Below are 24,351 nucleotides of genomic sequence, written 5' to 3' on the forward strand. Positions count from 1 at the left end.
CATTGGGGGGGTAGCCAACGGCTATCGGTGTGACGGTAAGGGGCAAGAATCGCTCGGATCGTTTGACGCGGCGACCGTTTTTGCGGCAGCCAAAATGGGCGACGGGTCAAACGTCCTTGCGGTGATTTGTTAGGCTAATTTTCGCAGATCATCAATGGTCAACGGCGGATTGCGACGATGGAGCATGGCGTGGCAGTTTGGGCAAACTGGGATGAGATCCTTGATTGGATCGACCACATATTCTTCTCCGATCTCGCTTAGTGGCACCATATGGTGGACGTGGATGAAGCCCTTCCCGAGCTCACCGTATTTTTCGCCAAAGTCGATTGCGCAAACTGCGCAGGCAGTGCCGTGATGCCTGATACATTCATCGCGAGCATGACGATCCCGTTCGTACCGGTTTACAAGAACCTCCGTTCTCTGGCCTTCAGTGTATTTGGCTCCAGGCACATACTCATCGGTGTAAATTGGAGTCTCTTCGATCTCCTCAGAGCCAAATGCCCAATCAATTCTTGCGGGACGTTCGATCGCGCTGTGGGGTATCGGATGTCCGACACCGGCGAATGAGAAAGAAGCTCGGTCTTCGCTCCGATAGAACACGAAAACTCGATAGCTACCGGATATGAGGTTTTTAATTGTCTGCTGCCCAAAGTGGGATTTAGTTTTCCCATACCAGATTAGCTTCTCGCCTTCCCAATGATTATCGTAGTCATGGCCGGTACGACCGGGAACTCCGACATTGCAGAAGATATAGTAATCCTCCCCATGCCGGTGATACCCGTTCAGCCAGTCACCGCCACGCTCATCCTCAGGGAGGCTGAGAATCTCGTAGATATCGTTCCGTGTGTACGTTGAACCTATCGTAAACATTGCACAATTCGCCTCACGCCGGAATTAAGCCGCGCCGCGAAGCGGCGTCGGCTTGAATGAATTGTTAGGCATCATCACTGGTGGATGTCAGCCAAGCGATAGCGCCAGAGACTACCAAGACTGGGCCTGCAACATACGTAACATAGACGCCAACATAAGAGACTGTTAGCCATATGAGTACGTATATAACAAGCGTGATCCAGAAAATCACGGATGCCTTTTTATGAATCCACTGTCTCATGTTTCGGTAAATCCATTCCCGTCTGGGGATCTCTTGAAGGACTTCCCAGGGTTGCTCTTTGCCCAGTTTGAAGCTTCCTGAAAGGTGCTGAATATTTTCTTTCGGGATGCGCGGGCTTCTCGCTCCCCACGCCTCTGCTCCGCGAAGTAGTCCCTGTTGATGCTGTCAATGACAGACTCTGCGCTGACATCACAACCGAACATTCGATCCCAGTCACCCATCATTACTCTCCTTGCCTAACGATTAAGCTAAGGGGCTGGCTTTAGCCAGTCCCAGCGAACTAAGTGAGCGATTTGAGCGCCTTGTTAAGCGACAATAGTGCGCAGTTTCTTTGCAAGCTCCGTTTCTAGTGCCTGCAAGCCTTCCCCATTTTTTAAGTAGATCAATGCTCTGTGGTGAACCATGTCTGAGGGAATGTCCTGCACTACTTGAGCTAATGGCACCACTACTTTTCCTAAGGTGTGAGCAATTCCAGTTTCATACATAACATTTGGGTTCTTGCCTGAGAAATCCACTATGATAATTTTTGCTCGATATATTAAGCTGAAAATATCTTGAATTATTGAAGAATTGTCCCAGATGTCATCTGCGCGCAAACATCTAAGCCCTGAATTGTTACAGGCATTTTTAATTGATTGATAAACTCCATCAAAACCTGCAAATGGCATCATTACGGCTACCAAATCATCTTCTACACCGCCATCTGGGATGGAGAAAACGCTTGGTGAAAATGTAATTTTTCTTTCTGCTGGTTTTGCCGAAATATAGGTAATATTCTGGTCTGGATACCATCGGTCTAGGAATTCTTTTACAACTGCCAATGCATCTGGATTGAAGTCAGACATTGCGCGCAAGACGTTAATTATGTTGCCACCGTAGTCTTCATCACCAAAGCTTAGGCTTCTAAGAAGTCTAGGATGGCCAGATATGATATGAGAACAGTCGGTAATAAGCCCAACTTCCTCCCAGTTACTAGATGTAAAGTCTTCTTCAATTCTTCTTTTTAATTCAAGAATCAACTGGGAGTTGTAGTTCATCATATTTCCTCGACTTATGGTTTTGGCGCTTAACGCCGTGCTTTGCGGCTGGTTTGGAACGCAGCGGAAAACCAGTCCGACAACAGCGCTTTGTTAGCTCATTCTGCCATGATTTTTTCCCATTTATACTGGCAGTAACTGCATTTTCCTTCATTGTATTGATCTTCTAGACCTAATGGTTCTTCGCACATTTCACAGTTGGTGTATTCCATCTCATAGTCACATGCCACACAACAACCCTCTTCATGAATGAAAGTGCTTTTCCCGCACTCATGGCAGGTATCATAAGGAGAATCACCGCCATCCATTGCATTTCTAATTGCTTCTCCAGCCAACGAATCATCTATACATTGCTCAAGAACATCATCAAAACAGAAATCGTTTCCACATGACTTGCAATGTAGATTAATCGTCGGATAGTTGTCATCAGAATACGGTGCTTGTATCAATGAAGAATGGCATTGGTTGCATCGAAGATTCTTTAGCGCCACTTCAACTGAATGATATTTCCAGTCGATTGCATCAATCGTCGCTTTACAGGCTATCTCTTCTGCCGAATAAACATCACTCACTTCAAGTAAAGTTGACCAGCAATCTTGACCCAAAGCTTCTTGAGGATCTTGATCTAAGTGCTCTGATAGAAAATCCCTAATTAATAGAAACGACTTGGCTACGATTTCACGCACAGCATCAGGAGATTCAGATGTATAGTAGTGCTCCAAATCGTTTCTTAATTTGTTAATTTCATCGAATCGATTCCAGTCTACTGCGACTTTCAAGCTACTGAACCTTTCCTTTATAGATTGAACATCAACCGTCTTGTGGCCTTTGCCCTCAAAAACTATTTCGCCTTCTTCATTTTTTACAGGTCTAATGTTTTGCTTAATTAGCAATTCTTTATTGTCATCTGGGGACAATTGGCAGAGTTTTTCTTTGTAAAGCAATAAAATACCAGCTGCTATGTTTCTTACAGCAGAAACGCTGCGCCTATCATCATCACTTTCAAAATCTTCAACCCCAATTTGGATTGAATCGATCGCATTTTGAATAATGCTCATTTCCTCTCCTGAGAGTTAACAATTTATTATACGGAATGTTTCCGCATAGAAACATGTGGCTGTTCCACATACCCTGACTATTTCCTTGTATCACATCAATATTATTATCATTTTTCAATACGTTACCGCAAAGTTTCCCGCATTGACTGTAGGATAAATGGTAGCGTTTCCTCTATATCTAACCGGGCGAACACAGCGCCTTTCCGACCTATCCAGCACGAGCTCTACTCGGGACAGAGACGCTACCGCCCCTGGCTGTCGCTACCAGATTGCTCAAACCCGATGCTCGTGGTCAGTCGCTTGATGATGCATAAGAGCCCTACCATACCAGCGGATTGAAACATTTAACATTTGCCATCATCACAAAATGAGCGATTACTCGACGGCGGCAGTTCTGTGCTGCGCAAATTGAGCCTGTTGCGTACAAGCGCGTATCAAAAAACCCAGAGCGCCAGCCGGTTTCAGGCTTGGTGGAATAACGCCATTGGGGATACACAAATATCTGTCTTTCTCCCTCCTCGCTGATAACAAAAAACAAGCCTCCCAGCCACAGACCGGGGGATACTTGTTTTGTTGTTCTGGTGAGGTAGATGAACCCCCGTAACAACCGAAGGATGGACTAACCTACTGAGCCGCTGACCGGTTTCGTGTTGGGTTAGTCCATGGCTCTTTGCCCCGCATGGAAAGGTAAACACAGCAGCACCGCTGCCAGAACCAAACCGCCGCTGATTCCTGTTCCTCTCCTGTCCGGTGCGACGGTTACGCAGCCACTGAGACGGTAAACACGCCCATCTGGTAGTAACTGACGAAGTTCGACTCCCACATCGTATAGAGCTCCCTGGCCGACGCGGGTCCCATCTGGCCGTAACGGAGCAGGTAGTATTCTTCGCTCAAAAAGTTGAAGTCGATCTCTTTGACCAGCTCCGCCATATCCTCCGGCCCCTGATAGCTAAAGTCCGTCACGTAATCGAACTGCCACTGGTCTTTACGCTTTAGCAGCCGTATTTCTACCGGATGAAACCCGCCACGAACCGGGCCGTAATCCGGGTCTCGGAAGTTGAAGACCAGGCTGGATTTTCCCTTCAGCACTATTCCAGATCTAACCAGTTCCTGATCCAGAATACTCATCAATGCCTGACTGACAGGCAGGGCAAAATCGCCCGCAAATGGGATCGTCATAATCACCTCAGATTGGTTGTTTGGGGGGGCTCACCCTTGGGCAGGTGAGCACTATGCAGGGGTTATTCGATGGTAGAAGTTACGGTACAGAGCTCATTGGTTAGCGAACCCAAGCGCTCAAGGTAATCAGGCACCAGTTCATGCAGCATCGGATTGCCGTCAGCCTTCTGGATCAACTTCAGTCCGTCCGAGCGCAGAATGGCTGATAAGAATCCGGCATTGTTGGCACTGCCACCTTTAAACAGTCGCTTCATGACGCTGGATTTAAAGGGCTTGTCTGCGGGCAAGGAGCGCAACACCTCGTCAATGGCCGACAGCGCAATCCACTCCTTGCTATGCAGACCCCCACCCTGATTGCCGGTGATTTTCAGGAACAACTCGCCACTCTCTTCATGACGCCCGATGGCATAGAAAATCAAGCCTTCTGATCGAGCACTGAGTTTCTCGGCGGTATGGTTGAGCAAGGTGAGTATGGGGGCTGGGCCGCCGGGCACGGAGTCTGCGGTATCGCCGGGTCCAGGCCTGGCCTTGTCGGCGTCAGCCGCAAGGGCTGGCGAGAGGGGGTCGGCGCAGCCGCTTGCTCCAGATGTGAGAGGGCTCTCGTCGGCTGGCGTGGTGCTGGCGGGTTTAGGGGTCTCTTCAACGCGGTGTTTACGGGGTCTTGCCATGATAGTTTCCTTACAACGTCGTTAGATAACCGGAGATTGCGATCTCCAGTTCATCGGTAGATGGGTCATAGATAAAGGGTCATAGAAAACGCGATAGCGTGGCAGGACCGACTCCATCACTGTCACAGTGATCTCATTCGGTCCTTGGCGGATTGACGGTGGTGCGACTTAACCGGCAGTGCAGCTAATGCCGAGGTGATGACCGATAAGTCATCCAGATAACCGGCAAATGGAATGGGATCTGGTACCACGTCGAACGGGTTTACCAGATAAGCCAGCGCACCGATGATGAGCGCATAGCACCAGACCGGCAGATCGCCATCCGTGAGCAGGACATACAAGAGCACAGCCTTCTCCAACAGCTCCTTAATCCCCTTGATCTCTTTTAACTTGCGCATGATGTCGCTATGGCTGGGGTTACTCATGGTGCATCGCCTCCAGGGTGGGAAGCAGCGGTGCATCTGAGTGGATCAGCAGGTATATCCCCGCCCCCTCATCGTTGAGGATGGCCAACAACAGACGCCAATCTTCGGATATGGCGAGCTCTTGCTCCGGGTAACGCAAACCGAACATCACCTGATTCTGGGTATGCTGTGGCATGGCCTGGAACTCACTCACCGAGTCCGTCATCTCGATAATGACCAGACTACAACCGGTCGCGTCCCAGAATGCCCTCGCCTCCTCTACTGATGAAAAGGGCTCGATAATTTGCTCCATGACCGAGACATGGAGTGCCGGGTAGGCCGCGAGCAATGTATCCTCCGGCCATTCCATACAAGTTTTCATCGTTTTTCTCTCCAACAAAAAGGCCCTTAAGCTCAGATGAACTTAAGGGCCTGGGAACTGTGAAATGTGGACCAACAGCCGATGTGACAGCGCTGTCTGGTTATTAATATCTGTTTATAAACAATACCTTTTCGGTCACTCCGCCTGGATCATAGACGAGAGACCTTCGCTGATATTGCGACTACGCTCAGAGGTCAGCTTGGCATACCGCTGGGAGGATTGAATGCTGGCGTGGGCCAGCTGTGCCTTGACGTCATACAGGCTGTATTGACCGGAAGAGACCAAGGCACTGGCGACAGAATGGCGAGCCGTATGGAAGCAGACCTCATCAAGGTTTTCGATACCCGCTTTCTGCAACACCCTCTCATAGGCGCACCTTGGTTCACCGATGGGCTTGCCCTGACAGCGAATGTGCTGACTCGCGAACACATAGGGATTACCGGCTATTCTGGGGAGCTTCTCCAGAATATCGATAGCCAATGTGCTCAGGTAAATGATCCGGCTCTTGCCATTCTTGGTCAGGGGTACGAACAGCGTCTTATCCTCCCAGTTCACATGCTCCCATTTAGCGAGTAACACCTCTGATTTTCTTGCCCCCGTCAGATAGAGCATCGCGATGAAACTGCCTGCGGCTTGATTGCGGTCCTGCAATGCCACCTCAATGACCCGTTTCATCTCTTCAATTGATAGGAAACGCGTCCTGGCATTGTCCTCCTTCAACAGCTTGATCTTGGCCGCCTCATTAGTGTCCAGAATGCCCCAGCGCACCGCATAGCTGCCCATGGTCTTTAACTGGGCCAACACCCGGTTGGCGGTACTCGGTGCGTAGGCGGTCTGCTGAGGATTGTTGGGGTGAACCATCTCCGATTGCAACTGCAGGACATCCATCGCCTTGAGTTGCCGGTAACGCATGGCCCCAAAGCGTGGTTCTATGTTGTGTTTAAACCGCTGAATGTCGCTGTTGATCGAGCGTTTACCGATGGTCTTGAGGTGTGGCAAAAAGGTCTGCCAGAAGAACTCCGAAAGGGTGGGCTCAGTTTTGTAGCTATCCCGCTCTGCTACCGGGTCGATGCCTTCTGCCAGCATCGCCTTGTACTTGCGGGCAATGGTCCTGGCCTGGCTCACGTCGATATCGCCGAATCGTCCCAAAGCAATGCTGCGCTTCTTACCTTGGAGGGTATAGCGCAGTAGGAAACGCTTACTGCCTTGGCTTTTTCCTGACAAGAGCTTTAAGCCGATGACCTCTGTATCGGAGAACTCCAGTTCAGTAGCGCCAGCCTCTCGTTGTTGTGCGGGCAAAGCCTTGATGGCTGCATTGGTAAAGCGAAATTTGGTCTGCATAGATACCTCCGATGATGGGTTAGATCATGGGATTAATATCTGTTTCAAAAGGGATTCAATGCGGGTTTAGGAGGGGGGGAAGAGGAAGGGGTAACGGTGAGCGGCACTTGCTTCAGCACCAGAAACAGACCCCGGAAAAGTCCGGAGCAGTAGCCTACCAAACGTCCTTGGCTATGTTGGAAGACTGAGCAGGTTGTTCGCAACGAATTGCAGGAAGTAGTAAGTCGCTTAGACAAGAAATGGACAAGAAAGGAAAAATTGGAGAGAAATCTTGGAGAGGGGTAAAAACAAAAACGACGCAATGAAGCGTCGTATCTGTTTAATCTGAAAGGCTTTTTTCTTTAATCTTAATGGTGCCCGAGGCCGGAATCGAACCGGCACGACGCGAACGTCGAGGGATTTTAAATCCCTTGTGTCTACCGATTTCACCACTCGGGCACCGCAATCGGTATCAAGTCCGCGTCGCGGGCTTGTCAATATGGAGGCACGTTCCGGAGTCGAACCGGACTAAACGGATTTGCAATCCGCTGCATAACCGCTTTGCTAACGCGCCATGCAAAAGAGAGAAACTCTCTATCGTCTTAATTTGGAGCGGGAAACGAGACTCGAACTCGCGACCCCGACCTTGGCAAGGTCGTGCTCTACCAACTGAGCTATTCCCGCAATGGTCTGGCTGACTGCCTGACTACGAAGACGCATTCTAGCGATGTTCCTCGCTCAGTCAACCAGAAATATTTAATTAACTGATCGTTCGGGCATTTTTTGCCCTTTTTGAGCAGTTTTAGCGCCTTTGCCAATTTCTTCCATCAAATTGCCAGAAAGCGCACATTCCATCTCACCGACTCAAAATTTGGAGTGATGGGTCAGATCACCCCAGGCGGCCTTCATGTACTGGAACATGGACCAGAAGGTAAGCACGGTGGCGACATATAGCAGCACATAGGCGAGCCACACCATCCAGACGTTGTACTGCCAGATAAGACCGGTGAGCGACACCATCTGGATCATGGTCTTCCACTTGCCAATCCAGCTGACCGCGACGGCAGAACGTTTGCCCAGCTCCGCCATCCATTCACGCAGGGCGGAGATGATGATCTCCCGACCAATCATGGTCATGGCGGGGATGGTCACCCAGATAGTGTTGTAATGCTCGACAATCACCACCAGAGCAGCGGCAACCATGATCTTGTCGGCGACCGGATCAAGAAAAGCACCAAAGGCAGTGGACTGATTGAGCTTGCGGGCGAGGTAACCATCAAACCAGTCGGTGGCGGCCGCCAGGATGAAGACGATGGCCGCAGCCAGATAGGACCACTGGTAGGGAAGATAGAACATGATGACGAAGACGGGGATGAGCAAAATCCGGAAAAACGTCAACAGGTTAGGTATGTTTGTCATTATTTTCAGCCACTTCTTGTACGTCGCTACATAGTGCGCCAAAGCCGATTTGCGATGCAACCGCGGCGGCGCCCGTCCTGGTCTTGTTAACCCAGCAATCTTCACGAAATGCGGGGTCATTATGGCATTTACGCCCCCTCTTCGTCACGGCTCTTGTGCATCAAGGAGTTAGCGATTTTCCCCGGCTGTCGGCCCCGTCGAATAAGCGGCTTCATTCAAGGCTCAGGCTGAGTGCAAGCCATCATGAATGGTCTGGGCCAGCTCCTGGCTGATGCCGGGCACCTTGGCCAGCTCATCAACGCTCGCCCGTTTCACCTCCTGCAATCCCCCCAGGTATTTGAGCAGCGCCTGACGGCGCTTGGGCCCGACGCCGGGAATATCCTCCAGGCTGCTGCTGGTGCGGGCCTTGGCGCGGCGAGCGCGGTGCCCGGTGATGGCAAAACGGTGGGATTCATCGCGAATATGCTGGATGAGATGCAGAGCAGGCATATCCGCCGGCAGGTGCAGCTCTTCGTGGCTCTCCCCCATGATCAGGGTCTCCAGCCCTGCCTTGCGGGTCACCCCCTTGGCGATACCCACCAGCAAGGGGTATTTGCCACCGAGAAACTCCAGCTGGCGAGCCAGGATCTCCTCGGCGCGGCGCAACTGGCCGAGGCCGCCGTCGATAAAGAGGATGTCGGGCACCTTGTCCGGCTCCTGAGGCTTGCCAAAGCGGCGCTCCAGCGCCTGCTCCATGGCGGCATAGTCATCCCCACCCGTGATGCCGTCGATATTGAAGCGGCGATATTCAGAAGAGAGGGGCCCCTCCCGGTTGAATACCACACAAGAAGCGACGGTGCGCTCCCCCATGGTGTGAGAGATATCGAAGCACTCCATGCGGGCTATGGGGGCCTCCAGCTCCAGCAGTTCCTCCAGCTGGCTGAAGCGGGCAGTGATGGTGCTCTTGTGGGCCAGGCGCGAGCGCAGGGCCGTCTCGGCATTAATGGCGGCCAGCTTGATGAAGCGGGCCCGCTCGGCGCGGGTACGGCTCACCACCCGCACCTTGTAGCCAGCAGTCTGGCTTAAGGTCTCGGCGATCAGCGCCTCGTCCTCAAGGGCCACATCCAGCAATACCTCGCTCGGGATCTGCCGTCCCCCCTGCCCCGACAGATAAAACTGCAGCAAGAAGGCCTGCACCACTTCCTCTTGCGGCGTATCCCCCGGCACCTTGGGGAAATAACTGCGCGAGCCCAGCACCTTGCCCTGACGGATGAAGAGCACGTGGATACAGGCCGACCCCTGCTCGAAGGCGACCCCCACCACATCGAGCTCGTCCAGCACGTTGCCGCTCACAGATTGCTGCTCGGTGACCCGGCGCAGCGCCTGGATCTGATCCCGGTAGCGGGCGGCCTCCTCGAAGCGCAGATCGCCGCTGGCGGACTCCATCTTGCCTACCAGCTCGCCTATCACCTGCTGGTTCTTGCCCGCCAAAAACAACTTGGCCAGCTCCACCTGTTGGGCATATTCGGCCTCACTCACCAGTCCGGGCACACAGGGTCCGGCGCAGCGTTTGAGCTGGTAGAGCAGGCAGGGACGGGTGCGGTTGGCATAGACGGCATCTTCGCACTGGCGTACCGGGAAGATCTTCTGCATCAGGTGCAGGCTCTCGCGCACCGCCCCGCCGGAGGGGTAAGGACCGAAATAGTCCCCCTTCACCTTGCGAGCACCACGATGAACCCCGATGCGCGGGTGCTGATGGGCAGTGATGATGATCCAGGGATAGGATTTGTCATCGCGCAGCAGCACGTTGTAGCGCGGCTGGTACTGCTTGATGAGGTTGTGCTCGAGGATCAGTGCCTCGGTCTCGGTGTGGGTCACCGTCACCTGAATATCGGCGATCTGGCGCACCAGGGTGCGGGTCTTGATGCTGTCGACGTTGGCCCGAAAGTAGGAGGCAAGCCGCTTTTTCAGATCCTTGGCCTTGCCCACATAGATGACGGTGCCACCGCTGTCATACATGCGATAGACGCCGCTCTGGTGGGTCACTGCGCGCAAGAAGGCCTTGCTGTCAAAGAGGGGCTCGGAAGATAGGGACATCGGCGACTCGACTCAATACAAAGGGGCGAAAACAGGTGCAGTGAACATCAACGGGGAGAGCATACTGCGCCAGGGCGGCAAAAAGCAAAAAGGCGGCACACGCCGCCTTTGTGACCACACATGACCCGGTTACAGGGTATCGGCATCCAGCATACCGTAGCGAATGGCCAGATGGGTCAGCTCCACATCGCCATTGATGCCCAGCTTGCTGAACAGTCGGTAGCGGTAGCTGTTGACCGTCTTCGGGCTCAGATTCAGCTGTTCTGAGATATCGGTCACCTTCTGCCCCTTGGTGATCATCATCATGATCTGCAGCTCCCGCTCGGAGAGGGACTTGAAGGGGTTCTCGTCCGCCGAGGCAAACTGGCTGAGGGCCATCTGCTGGGCGATCTCCGGGGAGATGTAGCGCTGGCCCGAGTGCACCAGCCGGATCGCTTGGATCATCTCGTCAGGTGCGGCCCCCTTGGTCAGATAACCGGCGGCCCCCGCCTGCATCACCTTGGTGGGGAACGGATTTTCTGAATGAATGGTCAGCACTATGATGCGCACATCGGGGCGGATCCGCAGGATCTTGCGGGTCGCCTCCAGGCCGCCAATACCCGGCATGTTCATGTCCATCAGGATCACATCCGGATGGTGCTGACGACAAAATGCCACCGCGGTTTCCCCGCTCTGTGCCTCGCCCACCACCTTGATCCCGCGTACATCTTCCAGAATGCGTCTTATCCCTGTACGCACCAGCTCATGATCATCGACCAGGAATACATTTATCACCCAAACACCCCGTTCTTATCTCGTTATTGCCGCCCGGTTAGGGTTAACAGGGCGTCTTGCATCATAACCAAACTCGTCGCTTTGGCAAACTACGCAGACCAAAAGTTTGAGAATGTGCATTAATGACGTTTTAAATCAAATAATTATATAAATAATCAAAACAAAAAACGGTGTCTCGCGACACCGTTTTTCCATTTTGCTGGCAATGCATTCAGCTGGCCAGGAAAGCACGCACCTTCTCCAGATCCGCCGGGGTATCCACCCCGACCGGCGGCGCCTCGAGGGCCTGGGCGACGTGGATCTTCTCGCCGTACCAGAGCACCCGCAGCTGCTCCAGCGCTTCTACCTGCTCCAGTGCACTCGGCACCCAGTCCACATAACGCTGGATGAAACCGGCACGATAGGCGTAGATGCCGATGTGGCGCTGATAGTGCGGGCCAATCTGCTCGTGGCTTTGGGCAAAACGGTCCCGATCCCAGGGAATGCTGGCCCGGCTGAAGTAGAGGGCGTAGCCATCCTTGTCGGTGACCACCTTGACCGCATTGGGGTTGAATGCCTCCTCCGCATCCTTGATGGGCACAGAGAGAGTCGCCATCGGCGCCGTCGCGGCGGCCAGGTTATCAGCCACCTGACGGATGATGGCGGGCGGGATGAGGGGCTCATCCCCCTGTACGTTGACGATGATGGTATCGGCAGCAAAACCGTAGTGGCGGCACACCTCGGCGAGACGCTCGGTACCGGACTGATGATCCGGTGAGGTCATGCACACTTCGGCGCCCATGCCTGCCGCGACAGGTGCCAGCGCCTGTGCCACCCGCTCGTCATCGGTGGCGACGATCACCCGCTCGGCGCCGGATTGCAGCGCCTTCTCCACCACATGTTGCACCATGGGCTTGCCATGGATATCCGCCAGCGGCTTGCCCGGCAAGCGGGTCGAGGCGTAGCGGGCAGGGATCACGACCACGAAGCTCATGATGGCAGCTCGTCGCTGTTGAGGGGACGGGCGCGGTTTTCCAGCAGCACGGGGATCCCCTCCTCCAGCGGATAAGCCAGCTTGTCAAAGCGACAGACCAGCTCATGGACAGCCTTGTTGTATTGCAGTTTCCCCTTGCAGACAGGGCAAGCGATGATGTCGAGCAATTTGATATCCAATGCCAAAACGATACTCCTTCAACAATGTCGAGCAGATAGGCCCGGCAAACAATGTGTCGAGCAAGCGCCTTGCCCGGCAAGGGAAGATGCCGGACAAGGTGATAATCCCTTCAGGGGCAGAGCAAGCCTGCCGTTTATTCTCTGGCGCCGGCAGCAGCGACAGTGGCCGACTTGGCCTGAGCCAGCTTTTGCAACAAGGTGTCCAGCAAGGAGGCGGGCAGTTGGGCGCTCACCGGCAGATACCACCAGTTGTCCCGGGCAAACGGGCGGCACTTGACCGCATCTTTTTCCGTCATCAACAGGGGGCGTTGGCCAAAACGGGCGACAAGTTCATCGCGATCAAACGGATGGTGATCCGCATAGCCGACGCTCTGCGCCAACTCATAGCCAAGCTCGGTCAGGGTCGCAAAGAAGCGGGGGGGATGGCCGATACCCGCCAGGGCATCCACGGTGCGCGGCAGGGGCTCGGCAAGCGGGGCATCGTCGCGCACCCGCCTCGGCCCATCGGCGATCAGGCTCATGGGATACTCCCCTTTGGCCGGCTCGCCACCATTGCAGATGATGGCATCCACACGCTTCAAGCGAGTCACCGGTTCGCGCAGCGGCCCCATCGGCAGCAGACAGCGATTACCAAATCGGCGCGCGCCATCCACTACCACCAGCTCGATGTCACGGGCCAGCGCATAGTGCTGCAGGCCATCGTCGGTGATGATGATGTCCACCTCGCCGCTTTGCTCGAGCAGCCTGACCGCATCGGCCCGCTTGGGGGCCACCACCACGGGGCAGCCACAGCGCCGGGCAATCAGGACAGGCTCATCGCCAGCCTGCGCCGTGGTGCTGGCAGCATCAAGCCGGTAGGGGTAATGGGGCGCCTTGCCGCCATAACCGCGACTCACCACCCCTGGCTTGTAACCGCGCGCCTGCAACTGTTCCACCAGCCAGATCACCACCGGGGTCTTGCCGTTGCCCCCCACCGAGATATTGCCCACCACGATGACGGGAATGCCGGCCCGATAGGCCTTGCGCCAGCCCCGTCGGTAGGCGTAGCGGCGGGCACCGCTGATGATGGCAAACAGCAGGGCAAAAGGAGCCAGCCACCAGCGCCAACCGCTTTTGCCATACCAGAGTTGCTCCATCACTCCTTGTGACCCGCAGCTTGGTTGCCAAACTGGATGGCGCGCAGCTGGGCATAGGTGCCTTGCTGGGCCATCAGGGCATCGTGGTTGCCGCGCTCGACGATATGACCCTCGTCGATCACCAGGATCTCGTCCGCCTTCTCGATGGTGGAGAGGCGGTGGGCGATCACCAGGGAAGTGCGCGCCTTGCACAGCTCGTCGATGGCGGCCTGGATGTGGCGCTCGGATTCGGTGTCCAGCGCCGAGGTCGCTTCGTCCAGCAGCAATACCGGAGCATCGCGCAACAGGGCGCGGGCGATGGCGATACGCTGGCGCTGGCCGCCGGAGAGGGACGCGCCGTTCTCACCGACCACAGTGTCATACCCTTGCGGCATCTTGCTGACAAACTCGTCGGCGTGGGCAATGCGGGCCGCCTGGCGGATCTCGTCGCTGCTGTAGCGGTCCTCCGCCGCGTAGGCGATGTTGTTGGCCACCGAGTCGTTGAACAGGTGCACATGCTGGGAGACCAGGGCGTACTGCTTGCGCAGCTCGCTCAGTTGGTACTCGCGGATGTTGATGCCGTCCAGCAGGATCTCCCCCTGCTCGATGTCATAGAAGCGGGTCAGCAGGCTGGCAATGGTGCTCTTGCCGGAGCCGGAGCGCCCCACCAGGGCCACGGATTTACCCGCCTCCACCTTGAAGCTGACGTTGTGCAGCGCCGGAGTGTCCTTGGTCGGATAGGTAAAGGTGACGTTGCGAAACTCGATTTCGCCGCGGGCACGCTCCAGAGTACGGGTGCCGGTATCCTGCTCCGGCTCGGTATCGAGCAGGCCAAACAGGCTGTGGCAGGCGGTGATGGCGCGCTGGAACTGGTTGTTGACGTCGGTCAGGCTTTTCAGCGGCTTGAGCAGCATCATCATGGAGGTGATCATGACGGTAAAGGTACCGGCAGTCAGCTCGCTGCGCACGCTGTCGATGGTGGCCACATAGAGGAAGGCGGCCAGGGCGATGGAAGCAACCATCTGGACGATGGGGCTGCCGATGGCATCCGCCGCCACCATCTTCATGGTCTGCTGGCGCATGTTGTTGCTGACCTGGAAGAAGCGTTTCTCCTCCACCTTCTGGCCACCGAACATCAGCACCTCTTTATGCCCCTTGAGCATCTGCTCGGTGGAGGTGGTGATGTCTCCGACCGCCTGCTGGATGTGGCGGCTGATCTTGCGAAAACGACGGCTGATGAGGCCGATGATGATGCCCACCAGCGGCCCCACTACCAGGAAGATCACCGACAGCTGCCAGGAGTGATAGAACATCAGGCCGAGCAGACCGATGACGGTCGCCCCTTCCCGCACCAACGTCACCAGCGTGGTGCTAGCCGCAGATGAGACCTGGCTCGCATCATAGGTCACCTTGGAGAGCAGGTGACCGGTGTTCTGCCGGTCGAAGAAGCTCATCGGCATCGCCACCATGTGGTTGAATACCTGCTGCTGCAGGCGCATCACCACGTGGTTGCCGACCCAGGCCATGCAGTAGTTGGAGAGAAAGTTGGCGAGACCGCGCAGGGCGACGATGCCGAGCACGAAGAAGGGCATCCATTTCAGCACGGTGGCATCGTTGCCATTGATCCCCTGATCGATAAGCGGCTTGATGGAGTAGACGAAGGTGGTATCGACTGCGGCATAACCCAGCATGCCGATGATGCCGCCAATGAGGCCCAGCTTGCGATCTCGAACATAGCCGAGCAGGCGTTTGAATACAGGCCAGCTCTCTTGTGAGGTTTCTTGTTGCATGAATAGCCGTTAGTAATGGAAATGACGGGCTATTCTAGCCAAAGCTTGGGCTTCCACCAAGCATCCCCATCTCGATAAAGGGCCTGGCACGATAAAAAGCGGATCAGGGCGCAGGCCAGAGCCCGGGTCGCCACCAGGCGCCATCACGCCGATACCAAGGGCCCCGGCTGCGCTCGGCACTGACCATCAAGCCTCCTCCCTCCGGCTGGATCAGGATGGCCCCATGCAGCCCCGTGACCCACTGGCGGGCGGCCCGATAGCGCGCCACCACCTCGGGGCGGGGAAACCCCCACTGGTTCATGAAACCTGCGCTGTGCACGACGTAGCGAGGGGCGACCACCGCGACAAAGGGCGGCGTGGAAGAGGTGCGGCTGCCATGGTGCGGACTCACCAGCAGGGTGCTGGCAAGCCCCTCCCCTTCCAGCGCTACCAGCCGCTGCTCCGCCTGGCGTTCGATGTCCGCGCTCAGCAGCACGCTGGATTGGCCGTCGCTGATACGCACCACGCAGCCATCATTGTTGCGCCCGCCCCCGGGATGTTCTGGCCAGAGCACAGAGAAATCGAGCCCCTGCCAGCGCCACTGCTGACCCCGCTGGCAAAGCGACGTTCGTTCGTCGAACCGATGGGAAGAGAGCTCGCCGCGCACTATCAGGGTGGTGAGCAATCGTTGGCGGTTACCGGCATGATCCCTGTCCTTGTGGCTGAGGATGAGGCGATCGATGACCCGGATCCCGAGCCGGCTCAGCTGGGGCAGGATCACCGCATCCGCCATGTTGTAACCGCCCGGGTAGCGATCGCCCGTGTCATAGAGGATGGCCCGCTCCCCCTTGCTGATCAGCACCGCCAGCCCCTGTCCCACGTCCAGCACCCGCAGCTGCCAGCGCGCCTCGGTGGGCCAGAGCGCGAGCACCATGGCCAGTACACCGGGCAACCAGAGCCAGCGGGCCGGCAGCCATCGCCAACCCGCCCAGAGCAAGAGCAGCAGAGAGCACAGGGGCAACCACCAGTGGGGCAGCGGCCACCATAGCTGCAACCGGGCCGCCAGCCAGGCCAGCAGACTCAGCACCCACTCGAGCCCAAGATCCGCCAGCCAGAACAGCCCGTAAGCCAATGGGGCAGCAGGCGGCGCAAGCAACACCCCGATCAGGGCCAGCGGTATGATGGCGATGCAAAAGAGCGGCACCGCCAGCAGGTTGATCACCATGGCGAGCGGCGCTATGCCTTCGAACAGTGCCAACTGCAGGGGCAGCAGACCGAGCAGCAACCAAAGCTGGATCTGCCAAAGGCCGGGGCGGGCATGGCAATAGCCCACCAGCAGCAAGATGGCCACCGCCAGAAACGAGAGCCAGAACCCCGCCGAGTAGAGGGCAAAGGGATCCCACAACACCAGCACCACGAAGGCCCACAACCAGATGCGATAGGCGGGCCACTCCCGCCGACACCAGCGCAGCAGGCTCCACACCAGCACCATGATGAGTGCCCGCTCGGTCGCCACCGCAAAGCCCGCCAGCCAGCTGTAAATCGCCGCAAACAGCAATGACGTGAGGATGGCACCGCGCAGCCCGAACAGGCGGCCAAGCCACCAGCCCAGCACGGCCACCAGGGCGATGTGCTGACCCGAGATGGCGATGATGTGGGTGATGCCGCTGCCGCGAAACAGGGTCCACTGCTCATCCGTAATCCCGCCTTGCTCGCCAAAGGTGAGCGCCGCCAGCAGGGGGCCATGGGTGAGCGGGCGCCAACTTGCCTCGGCCGCCGCCAGCCAGCGTTCGCGCCAACCCGGTGGCATCGGCTGAATGTCGATGATCCGTCGCAAGTTGCCGGTGGCGGTGATCCCCTTGCCCAGCAGCAGGCGACGACCGTCCATCCCCGCCTCGTTGGCAAGCCCATGTGCCGGTTTGAGGGAGCTGACCAGGGTCAGCCGGCTGCCTGTTGTCAACGCAGGCAGCGCCTGGTAGGCATTGACTCTCACCAGAGGCGCGGGCCAGAGCGGTTGGCCGTCGAGTTGTTCCACCTGCAGCTGCAGGCGCACAAATTTATCGCCCTCGGGCTCTGCACTTTTCAGCTGTGCGGTTATGATGTGGCTCGCCTGATCTCCCAGCAGGTTCAGCCAGGCCAGTCGATACGACAGATTGGCCTGCATCCAGAGGATGCCGAACAGGAGAAACAGCAGCCGCCAGGCTCGATAATATGCAAGGGGAAGCAGCAGGGACAGCAAGAGTCCCCCCCATGCGAGTGAAGGTAACCATGGCCAGAGCAGTGAGGAGCTTGCCCCCAGGGCAAACGACAACAGACGCAGATCCATGGAGCAAGTATTTAGCAAGGTTACGATATGCCCAAACGACTCATACAGCGCTGGATGCCCGATCAGCAAAGCCTGAAAGAACACAAGCACTTGCGCCTGTTTGGCAAGCTGCTGCTCGATGCCAACCTCTGGCATCTCAATCGGCGCTCCGCCGCGGGGGCCTTTGCGGTGGGCCTCTTCATGGCCTGGGTGCCCCTCCCCTGCCAGATGCTGCTGGCCGCCGGGGGCGCCATCCTGTTTCGGGTCAACCTGCCCCTCTCGGTGGCGCTGGTCTGGCTCTCCAATCCCATTACCATGCCGCCACTGTTTTATGGCGCCTACCTGACGGGCTGCCAACTGCTGGGCCAGCACGCCCAACCCATCGACATCGAATTCACCTGGGCCTGGCTGGTCTCGGTCTTTGAAACCGTGGCCCCGCCGCTGCTGCTGGGCTCCCTGGTGCTGGCACTGCTGAGCTCCCTGATTGGTTACGCCCTCATTCGCACCTTCTGGCGGATCAGCACGGTGCGCCAGTGGCAAAAACGCAAGATGGCGCGGGCATGCTGAACGGCTGGTTTGAGCGCTTCAAGATAAACCCGGACACCCTGCGCCAGCAGAAGTGGTTTGCCCTGTTTGGTGAGCGCCTGCTCAACCCGGCGCTCTGGCAGACCCAGCCCCGGGCCCTAGCCGGCGCCGTGGCCGCAGGCATCTTTGCCTGCTGGTTTCCCATCCCCATGCATTCGCTGATCGCCGTCGCGCTGGCACTGGCCTTTCGCCTCAATCTGCCGCTGGCCTTGCTGGCAGTCTGGTTCAACAATCCGTTGACCCTGCCCTTCATGTATCTTTACGCCTATCGCACCGGCTGTCTGGTGCTAAGCCAGCCGCCGGAGCCCTTCCACCTCACCTGGACGCTCCACTGGCTGGAGCAGGAGGCGGCCACTCTGGTCCCTCCCTTCCTGCTCGGCAGCCTGCTACTGGCCATCATCACCGCCCTGCTCGGGGGCCTGCTGACCCTGCTGGCACTGCAACTGAAACAAAAGTTGGCTCAGCGCTAGCACCAGCCGCCGTCATTCCGTGCCGAAGACGGGCCGCCATGGCCCGTCTTGCCTTCATCTGACTCTCCCGCCACACTCCTTGTAAGCCGTTGTTTCCTGCACACAATCCGAAACAAGGAGGCCACCATGGCCGACCCGCTGATCCTGGCCTATGCCGATGGCAAGCCCCTTACCCTGCTGCCCGCCATGGCCAATCGCCACGGCCTCATCACGGGGGCGACCGGCACCGGCAAGACGGTCACCCTGCAAGTGCTGGCGGAGGGCTTCTCCCGCCTCGGGGTACCGGTGTTTCTCGCCGATGTGAAGGGGGATTTGAGTGGCCTTGGTGCCGCCGGTGCTGGCTCGGCCAAGCTGGATGCCAGGCTGGCACAGCTCGGCATTCCAGCCCCCAACTTTGCCGCGAGCCCGACCCTGTTCTGGGATCTCTTTGCCCTGCAGGGGCACCCGGTGCGGGCCACCGTCTCCGACATGGGGCCTTTGCTGCTCTCCCGCCTGCTCGGTCTCAACGATACCCAGAGCGGGGTGCTGGAGCTGGTGTTCAAGGTGGCGGACGACGAGGGGCTGTTGCTGCTGGATCTCAAGGACTTGCGAGCCATGGTTCAGTTTGCCGGGGATAATGCCAAATCCCTCACTACTCGTTACGGCAACGTCTCCACCGCCTCCGTCGGGGCCATTTTGCGCAACTTGCTGACCCTGGAGAGCGCCGGTGGCGATCACTTCTTCGGCGAACCCATGCTGGACATTCAGGATCTGCTGCAGACCGACGAGGCGGGTCACGGTCATATCAATGTGTTGGCGGCGGGCAAGCTGACCCACTCCAGCCGCCTCTATGCTTGCTTCCTGCTCTGGCTGCTCTCGGAGCTGTTCGAGCAGTTGCCGGAAGTGGGCGATCCGGACAAGCCAGTGCTGGTCTTTTTCTTCGATGAGGCTCACCTCTTGTTCAACGATGCCCCCAAGGCGCTGCTGGAGAAGATCGAGTTGGTGGTGCGGCTCATCCGCTCCAAAGGGGTGGGCGTCTACTTCGTCACCCAGAGTCCGGCCGACATTCCCGACAGCGTGCTGGGGCAACTTGGCAACCGGGTGCAGCACGCCCTGCGCGCCTTTACCCCGAGCGATCAGAAGGCGGTGCGGATCGCCGCCAATACCCTGCGCGCCAACTCGGCCTTCGATGCGGCCGGTGTCATCACCGAACTCGGGGTCGGCGAGGCACTCATCTCCCTGCTCGACGAGAAGGGCCGCCCCGGCGTGGTGGAGCGTGCCTTTATTGCCCCGCCGGCCAGCCGGATCGGGCCCCTGAGCGAGGCAGAGCGACAGAACCTGATCCAGGGCTCATTGCTGCATGGCCGCTACGAGACGCCGGAGGATCGCGAATCCGCCTTCGAGCGTCTCAACGGGGACAAGGTGACAACCACAAGCGAACAAGGTAGCGAGCCGTCATCCAGCGGGGAAGGCGGGCTGCTCGATGCCCTGAACGAGATGTTGTTTGGCCGCACCGGTCCCCGTGGTGGCCAGCATGACGGCGTGGTACAGACCGCCGCCAAGAGCGTGGCCCGCACCATAGGCAACGAAGTGGGACGCCAGCTGGTACGCGGGGTGCTCGGCTCTCTCTTGGGGGGCAGCAAACGGCGACGCTGACGCCACCAAAAGCGACGGATACAAAAAAGCCCGCCGGGTCTCCCCGGCGGGCTTTTGTCTGGCCTGGCGCCATCACGACTAATTTGTCACAGCACCTTGGCGATGGCATCGCACAGGGGATCGATGTTGGCACGGGTGATCCCGGCCACGCTGATCCGGCCGGAGCCAACGATGTAGATGGCGAACTCGCTCTTGAGGCGCTCAACCTGATCCTTGCTGAGGCCGGAGAAGGAGAACATGCCATTCTGCTCACGAATGAAACCGAAATCCTGGTTTACGCCACGGGCAGCCAGTTTTTCCACCAGCAGCTCGCGCATCTCGCGAATGCGCACCCGCATGGCGGCCACTTCTTCCACCCACTCGGCATAGAGGGCCGGATCGCTCACCACGGCGGTGACCACGGCCGCACCGTGTGACGGCGGGTTGGAGTAGTTGGCACGAATGACAGTCTTGACCTGGGTGAAGGCCACCTCGGCGATCTCCTTGGTCGCGCTGACCAGGGTGAAAGCGCCAACCCGCTCGTTGTAGAGGCCGAAGTTCTTGGAGAAGGAGCTCGCCACCAGCAGCTCGTCGTGGCACTCGGCGAAGATGCGCAGACCTTCGGCATCCTCTTCGATACCGCGGGCAAAGCCCTGATAGGCAAAGTCAAACAGCGGCAGCCAGCCGGCAGCGGCACTCTGTTTGGCCAGGGCGCGCCACTGATCTGCGGTCGGGTCGATACCGGTCGGGTTGTGGCAACAGCCGTGCAGCAACACCAGATCGCCGGCTTGCGCCTCGGCCAGCGACGCCTGCATGGCGGCAAAATCCAGTCCCTTGGTCGCTGCATCGTAGTACTTGTACCACTTGACGGTCAGGCCGGCGGCCTGGAACACGCTGACGTGGTTGGCCCAGGTGGGATCGGAGATCCAGACGGTCTTGGCGAGATTGTTGCGCACCACAAACTCGGCGGCGATGCGCAGGGCACCGGTACCACCCGGCGCTTGGGCAGTCTTGGCGCGGCCACTGTTGACCAGTGGGGAGTCCTGCCCGAACAGCAGTTGCTGCACGATGCGACCGTACTCGATATTGCCTTCAATACCGAGGTAATTCTTGGTCTTCTCGTCGGTCAAGAGCTTCTGTTCGGCTCGCTTGACGCAATGAAGGATAGGGGTGGCACCGGTCTCATCCTTGTAGATCCCTACGCCCAGATTGATCTTGTGGCTGCGAGTGTCAGCGCGGAAGGCTTCGGTCAGGCCCAGGATCGGATCCGCTGGGGCGGCAACAACCTTTTCAAACATGGTATTCCCTGTATTCCGTTGATGGCTTGGATGGCAAAGCATGGTGGCAAACAAAAGCGCCCATCCTGCGAGCGCTTCGTCAGCTCTTTATATCACTGCGTTCAAGGAGGGAAAACCGCTTTTTAGCCCATCCGTGCGGCGATTTCAGCCGACGGCATGCCAGCTGGAGGCCAGCGCGCACACTTCGGCAGACAAACCACCATTGGATTCAACCAAAGCGCTACAAACTGCCAACAAAGATTTGGGCAGACGGCTCGTCTCCCAGGGCCGGCTCTCCGTCAGCGGCTGGCCATAGGCGGCCATGATGGGAGAGAGGGAAACGGGCAACCACCAGCTGGCCGGACGCCCGAGACGCTGGGCCAGCGCCTGGACCCGATCCACCCCGGCGGGGTCGAGGGCGGTGAGATGGCTCCACTGCACATTGGGCGGCAGGGCCGCCACGATTTGTTGCAGGGCCGAATGTGCCATGGCCGGCGCCCACACCAGCAGAGTGCCATCTGCGAGGGGAAGTTCGGCAAAAGCGCCGATGCAATCCGTGCTGATCACCCGCAAGAGCTCCCCCTCCCCCCACAGGATCTTGCCAAGCCCGGCCAGGGTGCGTTCCGGCAAGGCCACCTCCCCCAGGGTCTGCAACCAGGGCGCCGCATCGAGCAGGGTACCGCCACTGAAAAACAGGCTGAAGGGGGCAGAGGCGCGCAGGCGAAGCAGCTGATCGCTGCAGAGCCGGATCCCCTTGTCCTCGAAGTCGATCTGCTCGACCGGACTGAACCCCGTCCCAGACTTGCGATATAGCGCTGCCAGCACCTGCTCGTTGACCAGCTCCCCCAGCTGCCACCCCTGGGCGTGCAACCACTCCTCGGGGGCCGGTGGCGCCGTGGCGATCTCCGCCAGCATCAGCTCACGGGTCAGATAGCGTCGTCCCGCCGGCGTCAGCTCATAGTGGTGATTGCCGAGGGCCAGCAACAGCTGGTTGTCCCTGAGCAGGCCCACCAACGGCTGCCATTGTCGGCCCCGGATCGCCAAGGGCGAGTGTTCCAGCAGTTGCCGGGCCAGCTCCCGCCATTCGGGGTGACGAAAATCGATCACTTGCACTCCATCCCTGTGTCGCAACGAGAGCCGGAAATTAACTGATCTTGTGAGCCCCGGCCAAGCCCGGTCGGGGCAATCCGTGACTCAGCGCATGAACAAAGGAAGGCTGGCAGCAAGAATGGGCCCGGCGTCACCCTCCCCATCCTTGTGCAAGCAACCCCTGATCTAAACAAAAACCCCGCCTGCAGGCGGGGTTTTTTATGAGTTCGACGGGCTTATTAAGGTTCGTTCAGTCGCAGATCGGCTTCATGCCAGCCAAACGGCAGCGCCAGCAGCTGATCGATCAGTTCCCGCCGCTCGGATTTTTCCAGATAGGCGAGATAGAGGGGGCGACTCAGGGGCTGCGCCTCTTCCACCAGATGCAGGGCCCCCTTCTCCAGATAGGGGCTCACCATCCGCCGCGGCAGATAGGCAGCACCGCCATTGGCCAGCACGAACTGCAGCGCCATGCTGGCGGAGCTCGAATGCAACACAGGCGTCTTTTGCAGACTCTGCAGCCGGCTCGGCTGCGGCTCGAAACTGGTGCCCCAATCCAGATGAATATGGGGCATCTGGATCAGGTTGTCGGCATTGGCCGCCGGCTCCCGGCTCACCAGCTCGAACACCAGCTCGCCGATGGGATGCAGGGCGATCTCGTCGATCTTGGTGGGCTCGGAGAGCAGCGCCAGATCGAGGGAGCGCTCCAGCAGCTGCCGGCAGAGGTGCTCGCGCGAAGCCGTTTCCAGACGCACTGCGAGCCCGGGGGCCAGAGCATAGATGTGGTTGAGCCAGTCGTTGAAGTCGAGCTCCCAGAACACCGCCGGCGCCCCTATAGCCAGCTGCTGGCTGAATCCGGGGGAGAGGGCCACATCCTGCTTGGCACGACCCAGGGTATGCAAGATGGCGTCTGCATAAGGCAGCAGACGCTCACCGGAAGCGGTCAGACGAATATTGTTGCGATGGCGGGCAAACAGGCTGACACCCAGTTGCTGTTCGAGTTGGCGGATCCTGAAACTCACCGCCGACTGGGTCAGGTAAAGATTTTCGGCAGCCCGGCCAAAGTGCCGGGTCTTGCTTACCTCAATGAAGGTCCGAAGCAGCTCGGTATCCATTAATCGATGGACTCGTCACTGCCACCGCCGCCGCCCACGTCAAAGCTGCCACCACCGCTGCTCTCTTCGCTGGCACCACCCACAACAGTGCAGAGACGATGAACACGCTTGGGACCGATCACCTTGAGGTACTTGAACCACACCTTGGCATGGGGGTTGGCACCGGCAGCGCCGGATTTGACCTGCTCGATGAAGGCAGACTCAACCTCGTCACGAGGGGCCAGGTTGCCCTGATAGAGTGCCAGCATGGCGGTACCGTACTTTTCCAGACTGTCCGCTTCGGCCACAGTGAATTCACCACTGCGACGCAGGCCACGGGGAAAATGTTTGAAGTCGTTGAAACGCTTGTCTGATTCGAAGCTCATAGTGCTCTTTTTTCTGGTTAGTTTGACCTTTGCGGGCAAGTATCATCAGGCCATCGCCGAGTGCAAAATC

23 protein-coding genes and 3 tRNA genes are annotated in these 24,351 nt (G+C 57.9%); 3 read left to right on the forward strand and 23 right to left on the reverse strand.

The genetic code is table 11. The features are described from left to right. Positions 1-129: 129 nt before the first annotated feature. The 19 genes from MRK42_RS12845 to MRK42_RS12935 form a co-directional block, all read right to left on the reverse strand. Complete coding sequence (locus MRK42_RS12845; RefSeq protein WP_354688277.1) at positions 130-870, reverse strand: DUF3427 domain-containing protein; 741 nt, start codon at positions 868-870, stop codon at positions 130-132. Positions 871-1,416: 546 nt separating this feature from the next. After that, complete coding sequence (locus MRK42_RS12850; RefSeq protein ID WP_354688278.1) at positions 1,417-2,151, reverse strand: hypothetical protein; 735 nt, start codon at positions 2,149-2,151, stop codon at positions 1,417-1,419. A gap of 95 nt (positions 2,152-2,246) precedes the next feature. After that, complete coding sequence (locus tag MRK42_RS12855; protein WP_263309398.1) at positions 2,247-3,206, reverse strand: hypothetical protein; 960 nt, start codon at positions 3,204-3,206, stop codon at positions 2,247-2,249. A gap of 759 nt (positions 3,207-3,965) precedes the next feature. Next, positions 3,966-4,385 carry a DUF2787 family protein gene (locus MRK42_RS12860; RefSeq protein WP_354688279.1) on the reverse strand — a complete coding sequence of 140 codons (420 nt, stop codon included), beginning with the start codon at positions 4,383-4,385 and terminating at the stop codon, positions 3,966-3,968. A gap of 62 nt (positions 4,386-4,447) precedes the next feature. Then, entirely contained in the window at positions 4,448-5,053 is a 606-nt protein-coding gene (locus tag MRK42_RS12865; protein WP_354688280.1) for a hypothetical protein, read from the reverse strand. 122 nt (positions 5,054-5,175) lie between these two features. Next, a complete protein-coding gene (locus MRK42_RS12870; protein ID WP_025201450.1) occupies positions 5,176-5,478 on the reverse strand; it encodes a DUF1232 domain-containing protein in 303 nt (100 codons plus the stop codon). Beyond that, entirely contained in the window at positions 5,471-5,827 is a 357-nt protein-coding gene (locus MRK42_RS12875; RefSeq protein ID WP_326510615.1) for a hypothetical protein, read from the reverse strand. The genes MRK42_RS12870 and MRK42_RS12875 overlap by 8 nt, the downstream gene beginning before the upstream one ends. 147 nt (positions 5,828-5,974) lie before the next feature. Then, positions 5,975-7,180, reverse strand: a complete 1,206-nt coding sequence (locus tag MRK42_RS12880) for a site-specific integrase (protein ID WP_103260397.1) — start codon at positions 7,178-7,180, stop codon at positions 5,975-5,977. A gap of 351 nt (positions 7,181-7,531) precedes the next feature. Next, a tRNA-Leu gene (locus MRK42_RS12885) sits at positions 7,532-7,618 on the reverse strand. Between the two features lie 41 nt (positions 7,619-7,659). Next, positions 7,660-7,733 (reverse strand) — tRNA-Cys (locus MRK42_RS12890). Positions 7,734-7,767: 34 nt separating this feature from the next. Then, positions 7,768-7,843: transfer RNA gene (locus MRK42_RS12895), tRNA-Gly, on the reverse strand. A 180-nt stretch (positions 7,844-8,023) separates the two neighbouring features. Next, the gene (pgsA, locus tag MRK42_RS12900) at positions 8,024-8,578 is read right to left on the reverse strand and encodes a CDP-diacylglycerol--glycerol-3-phosphate 3-phosphatidyltransferase (protein ID WP_224209881.1); all 555 of its coding nucleotides are present in this window, start codon (positions 8,576-8,578) and stop codon (positions 8,024-8,026) included. Positions 8,579-8,800: 222 nt separating this feature from the next. Further along, complete coding sequence (gene uvrC / locus MRK42_RS12905) at positions 8,801-10,654, reverse strand: excinuclease ABC subunit UvrC (RefSeq protein WP_042069841.1); 1,854 nt, start codon at positions 10,652-10,654, stop codon at positions 8,801-8,803. Positions 10,655-10,783: 129 nt separating this feature from the next. Then, on the reverse strand, positions 10,784-11,428 hold the full coding sequence (gene uvrY, locus MRK42_RS12910; protein WP_026457117.1) for a UvrY/SirA/GacA family response regulator transcription factor: 645 nt from the start codon (positions 11,426-11,428) through the stop codon (positions 10,784-10,786). Between the two features lie 211 nt (positions 11,429-11,639). After that, complete coding sequence (kdsB, locus tag MRK42_RS12915) at positions 11,640-12,401, reverse strand: 3-deoxy-manno-octulosonate cytidylyltransferase (protein WP_338610309.1); 762 nt, start codon at positions 12,399-12,401, stop codon at positions 11,640-11,642. Continuing rightward, the gene (locus MRK42_RS12920; RefSeq protein ID WP_026457119.1) at positions 12,398-12,586 is read right to left on the reverse strand and encodes a Trm112 family protein; all 189 of its coding nucleotides are present in this window, start codon (positions 12,584-12,586) and stop codon (positions 12,398-12,400) included. The genes kdsB and MRK42_RS12920 overlap by 4 nt, the downstream gene beginning before the upstream one ends. Before the next feature lie 128 nt (positions 12,587-12,714). Further along, complete coding sequence (lpxK, locus tag MRK42_RS12925; RefSeq protein ID WP_338610311.1) at positions 12,715-13,719, reverse strand: tetraacyldisaccharide 4'-kinase; 1,005 nt, start codon at positions 13,717-13,719, stop codon at positions 12,715-12,717. Then, positions 13,716-15,485 (reverse strand): lipid A ABC transporter ATP-binding protein/permease MsbA, encoded by a 1,770-nt coding sequence (gene msbA / locus MRK42_RS12930; protein WP_042028667.1) that lies wholly within the window; start codon positions 15,483-15,485, stop codon positions 13,716-13,718. The genes lpxK and msbA overlap by 4 nt, the downstream gene beginning before the upstream one ends. Before the next feature lie 103 nt (positions 15,486-15,588). Next, complete coding sequence (locus MRK42_RS12935; protein ID WP_338610314.1) at positions 15,589-17,790, reverse strand: DNA internalization-related competence protein ComEC/Rec2; 2,202 nt, start codon at positions 17,788-17,790, stop codon at positions 15,589-15,591. 27 nt (positions 17,791-17,817) lie between these two features. Here MRK42_RS12935 and MRK42_RS12940 point away from each other — a divergent pair, with 27 nt between their 5' ends. The 3 genes from MRK42_RS12940 (at position 17,818) to MRK42_RS12950 (ending at position 20,459) form a co-directional block, all read left to right on the forward strand. Then, positions 17,818-18,336: a DUF2062 domain-containing protein gene (locus tag MRK42_RS12940; RefSeq protein WP_338610316.1), complete on the forward strand. Its 519-nt coding sequence runs from the start codon at positions 17,818-17,820 to the stop codon at positions 18,334-18,336. Continuing rightward, positions 18,330-18,824: a DUF2062 domain-containing protein gene (locus MRK42_RS12945; RefSeq protein ID WP_338612483.1), complete on the forward strand. Its 495-nt coding sequence runs from the start codon at positions 18,330-18,332 to the stop codon at positions 18,822-18,824. Before MRK42_RS12940 ends, MRK42_RS12945 begins: the two co-directional genes overlap by 7 nt. A 126-nt stretch (positions 18,825-18,950) precedes the next feature. After that, on the forward strand, positions 18,951-20,459 hold the full coding sequence (locus MRK42_RS12950) for a helicase HerA-like domain-containing protein (RefSeq protein WP_338610318.1): 1,509 nt from the start codon (positions 18,951-18,953) through the stop codon (positions 20,457-20,459). A gap of 86 nt (positions 20,460-20,545) precedes the next feature. On the opposite strand, the gene MRK42_RS12955 is transcribed toward MRK42_RS12950, so the two are convergent. The 4 genes from MRK42_RS12955 to MRK42_RS12970 all read right to left on the reverse strand — a co-directional run bounded on the left by MRK42_RS12955 (position 20,546) and on the right by MRK42_RS12970 (position 24,281). After that, complete coding sequence (locus MRK42_RS12955) at positions 20,546-21,736, reverse strand: amino acid aminotransferase (RefSeq protein WP_042028660.1); 1,191 nt, start codon at positions 21,734-21,736, stop codon at positions 20,546-20,548. 144 nt (positions 21,737-21,880) lie between these two features. Next, positions 21,881-22,822: a hypothetical protein gene (locus MRK42_RS12960; RefSeq protein ID WP_338610321.1), complete on the reverse strand. Its 942-nt coding sequence runs from the start codon at positions 22,820-22,822 to the stop codon at positions 21,881-21,883. Positions 22,823-23,043: 221 nt separating this feature from the next. Next, entirely contained in the window at positions 23,044-23,916 is an 873-nt protein-coding gene (hdfR, locus tag MRK42_RS12965; protein ID WP_338610323.1) for an HTH-type transcriptional regulator HdfR, read from the reverse strand. Next, complete coding sequence (locus MRK42_RS12970) at positions 23,916-24,281, reverse strand: DUF413 domain-containing protein (protein WP_042028657.1); 366 nt, start codon at positions 24,279-24,281, stop codon at positions 23,916-23,918. Before MRK42_RS12970 ends, hdfR begins: the two co-directional genes overlap by 1 nt. Positions 24,282-24,351: the final 70 nt, after the last annotated feature.

Origin of the sequence: Aeromonas sp. 19NY04SH05-1, assembly GCF_040581895.1 — a bacterium.
GTDB lineage: Bacteria > Pseudomonadota > Gammaproteobacteria > Enterobacterales > Aeromonadaceae > Aeromonas > Aeromonas enteropelogenes.

Bases quoted from the DNA above. Each gene is read 5' to 3' on its own strand.
- msbA (WP_042028667.1), bottom strand. From the start codon at position 15,485: ATGCAACAAGAAACCTCACAAGAGAGCTGGCCTGTATTCAAACGCCTG.
- MRK42_RS12970 (WP_042028657.1), bottom strand. From the start codon at position 24,281: ATGAGCTTCGAATCAGACAAGCGTTTCAACGACTTCAAACATTTTCCC.
- pgsA (WP_224209881.1), bottom strand. From the start codon at position 8,578: ATGACAAACATACCTAACCTGTTGACGTTTTTCCGGATTTTGCTCATC.
- MRK42_RS12945 (WP_338612483.1), top strand. From the start codon at position 18,330: ATGCTGAACGGCTGGTTTGAGCGCTTCAAGATAAACCCGGACACCCTG.
- MRK42_RS12955 (WP_042028660.1), bottom strand. From the start codon at position 21,736: ATGTTTGAAAAGGTTGTTGCCGCCCCAGCGGATCCGATCCTGGGCCTG.
- MRK42_RS12850 (WP_354688278.1), bottom strand. From the start codon at position 2,151: ATGATGAACTACAACTCCCAGTTGATTCTTGAATTAAAAAGAAGAATT.
- MRK42_RS12950 (WP_338610318.1), top strand. From the start codon at position 18,951: ATGGCCGACCCGCTGATCCTGGCCTATGCCGATGGCAAGCCCCTTACC.
- MRK42_RS12860 (WP_354688279.1), bottom strand. From the start codon at position 4,385: ATGACGATCCCATTTGCGGGCGATTTTGCCCTGCCTGTCAGTCAGGCA.
- hdfR (WP_338610323.1), bottom strand. From the start codon at position 23,916: ATGGATACCGAGCTGCTTCGGACCTTCATTGAGGTAAGCAAGACCCGG.
- MRK42_RS12880 (WP_103260397.1), bottom strand. From the start codon at position 7,180: ATGCAGACCAAATTTCGCTTTACCAATGCAGCCATCAAGGCTTTGCCC.
- MRK42_RS12865 (WP_354688280.1), bottom strand. From the start codon at position 5,053: ATGGCAAGACCCCGTAAACACCGCGTTGAAGAGACCCCTAAACCCGCC.
- MRK42_RS12940 (WP_338610316.1), top strand. From the start codon at position 17,818: ATGCCCAAACGACTCATACAGCGCTGGATGCCCGATCAGCAAAGCCTG.
- MRK42_RS12935 (WP_338610314.1), bottom strand. From the start codon at position 17,790: ATGGATCTGCGTCTGTTGTCGTTTGCCCTGGGGGCAAGCTCCTCACTG.
- uvrC (WP_042069841.1), bottom strand. From the start codon at position 10,654: ATGTCCCTATCTTCCGAGCCCCTCTTTGACAGCAAGGCCTTCTTGCGC.
- MRK42_RS12875 (WP_326510615.1), bottom strand. From the start codon at position 5,827: ATGGAATGGCCGGAGGATACATTGCTCGCGGCCTACCCGGCACTCCAT.
- kdsB (WP_338610309.1), bottom strand. From the start codon at position 12,401: ATGAGCTTCGTGGTCGTGATCCCTGCCCGCTACGCCTCGACCCGCTTG.
- MRK42_RS12855 (WP_263309398.1), bottom strand. From the start codon at position 3,206: ATGAGCATTATTCAAAATGCGATCGATTCAATCCAAATTGGGGTTGAA.
- MRK42_RS12845 (WP_354688277.1), bottom strand. From the start codon at position 870: ATGTTTACGATAGGTTCAACGTACACACGGAACGATATCTACGAGATT.
- MRK42_RS12870 (WP_025201450.1), bottom strand. From the start codon at position 5,478: ATGAGTAACCCCAGCCATAGCGACATCATGCGCAAGTTAAAAGAGATC.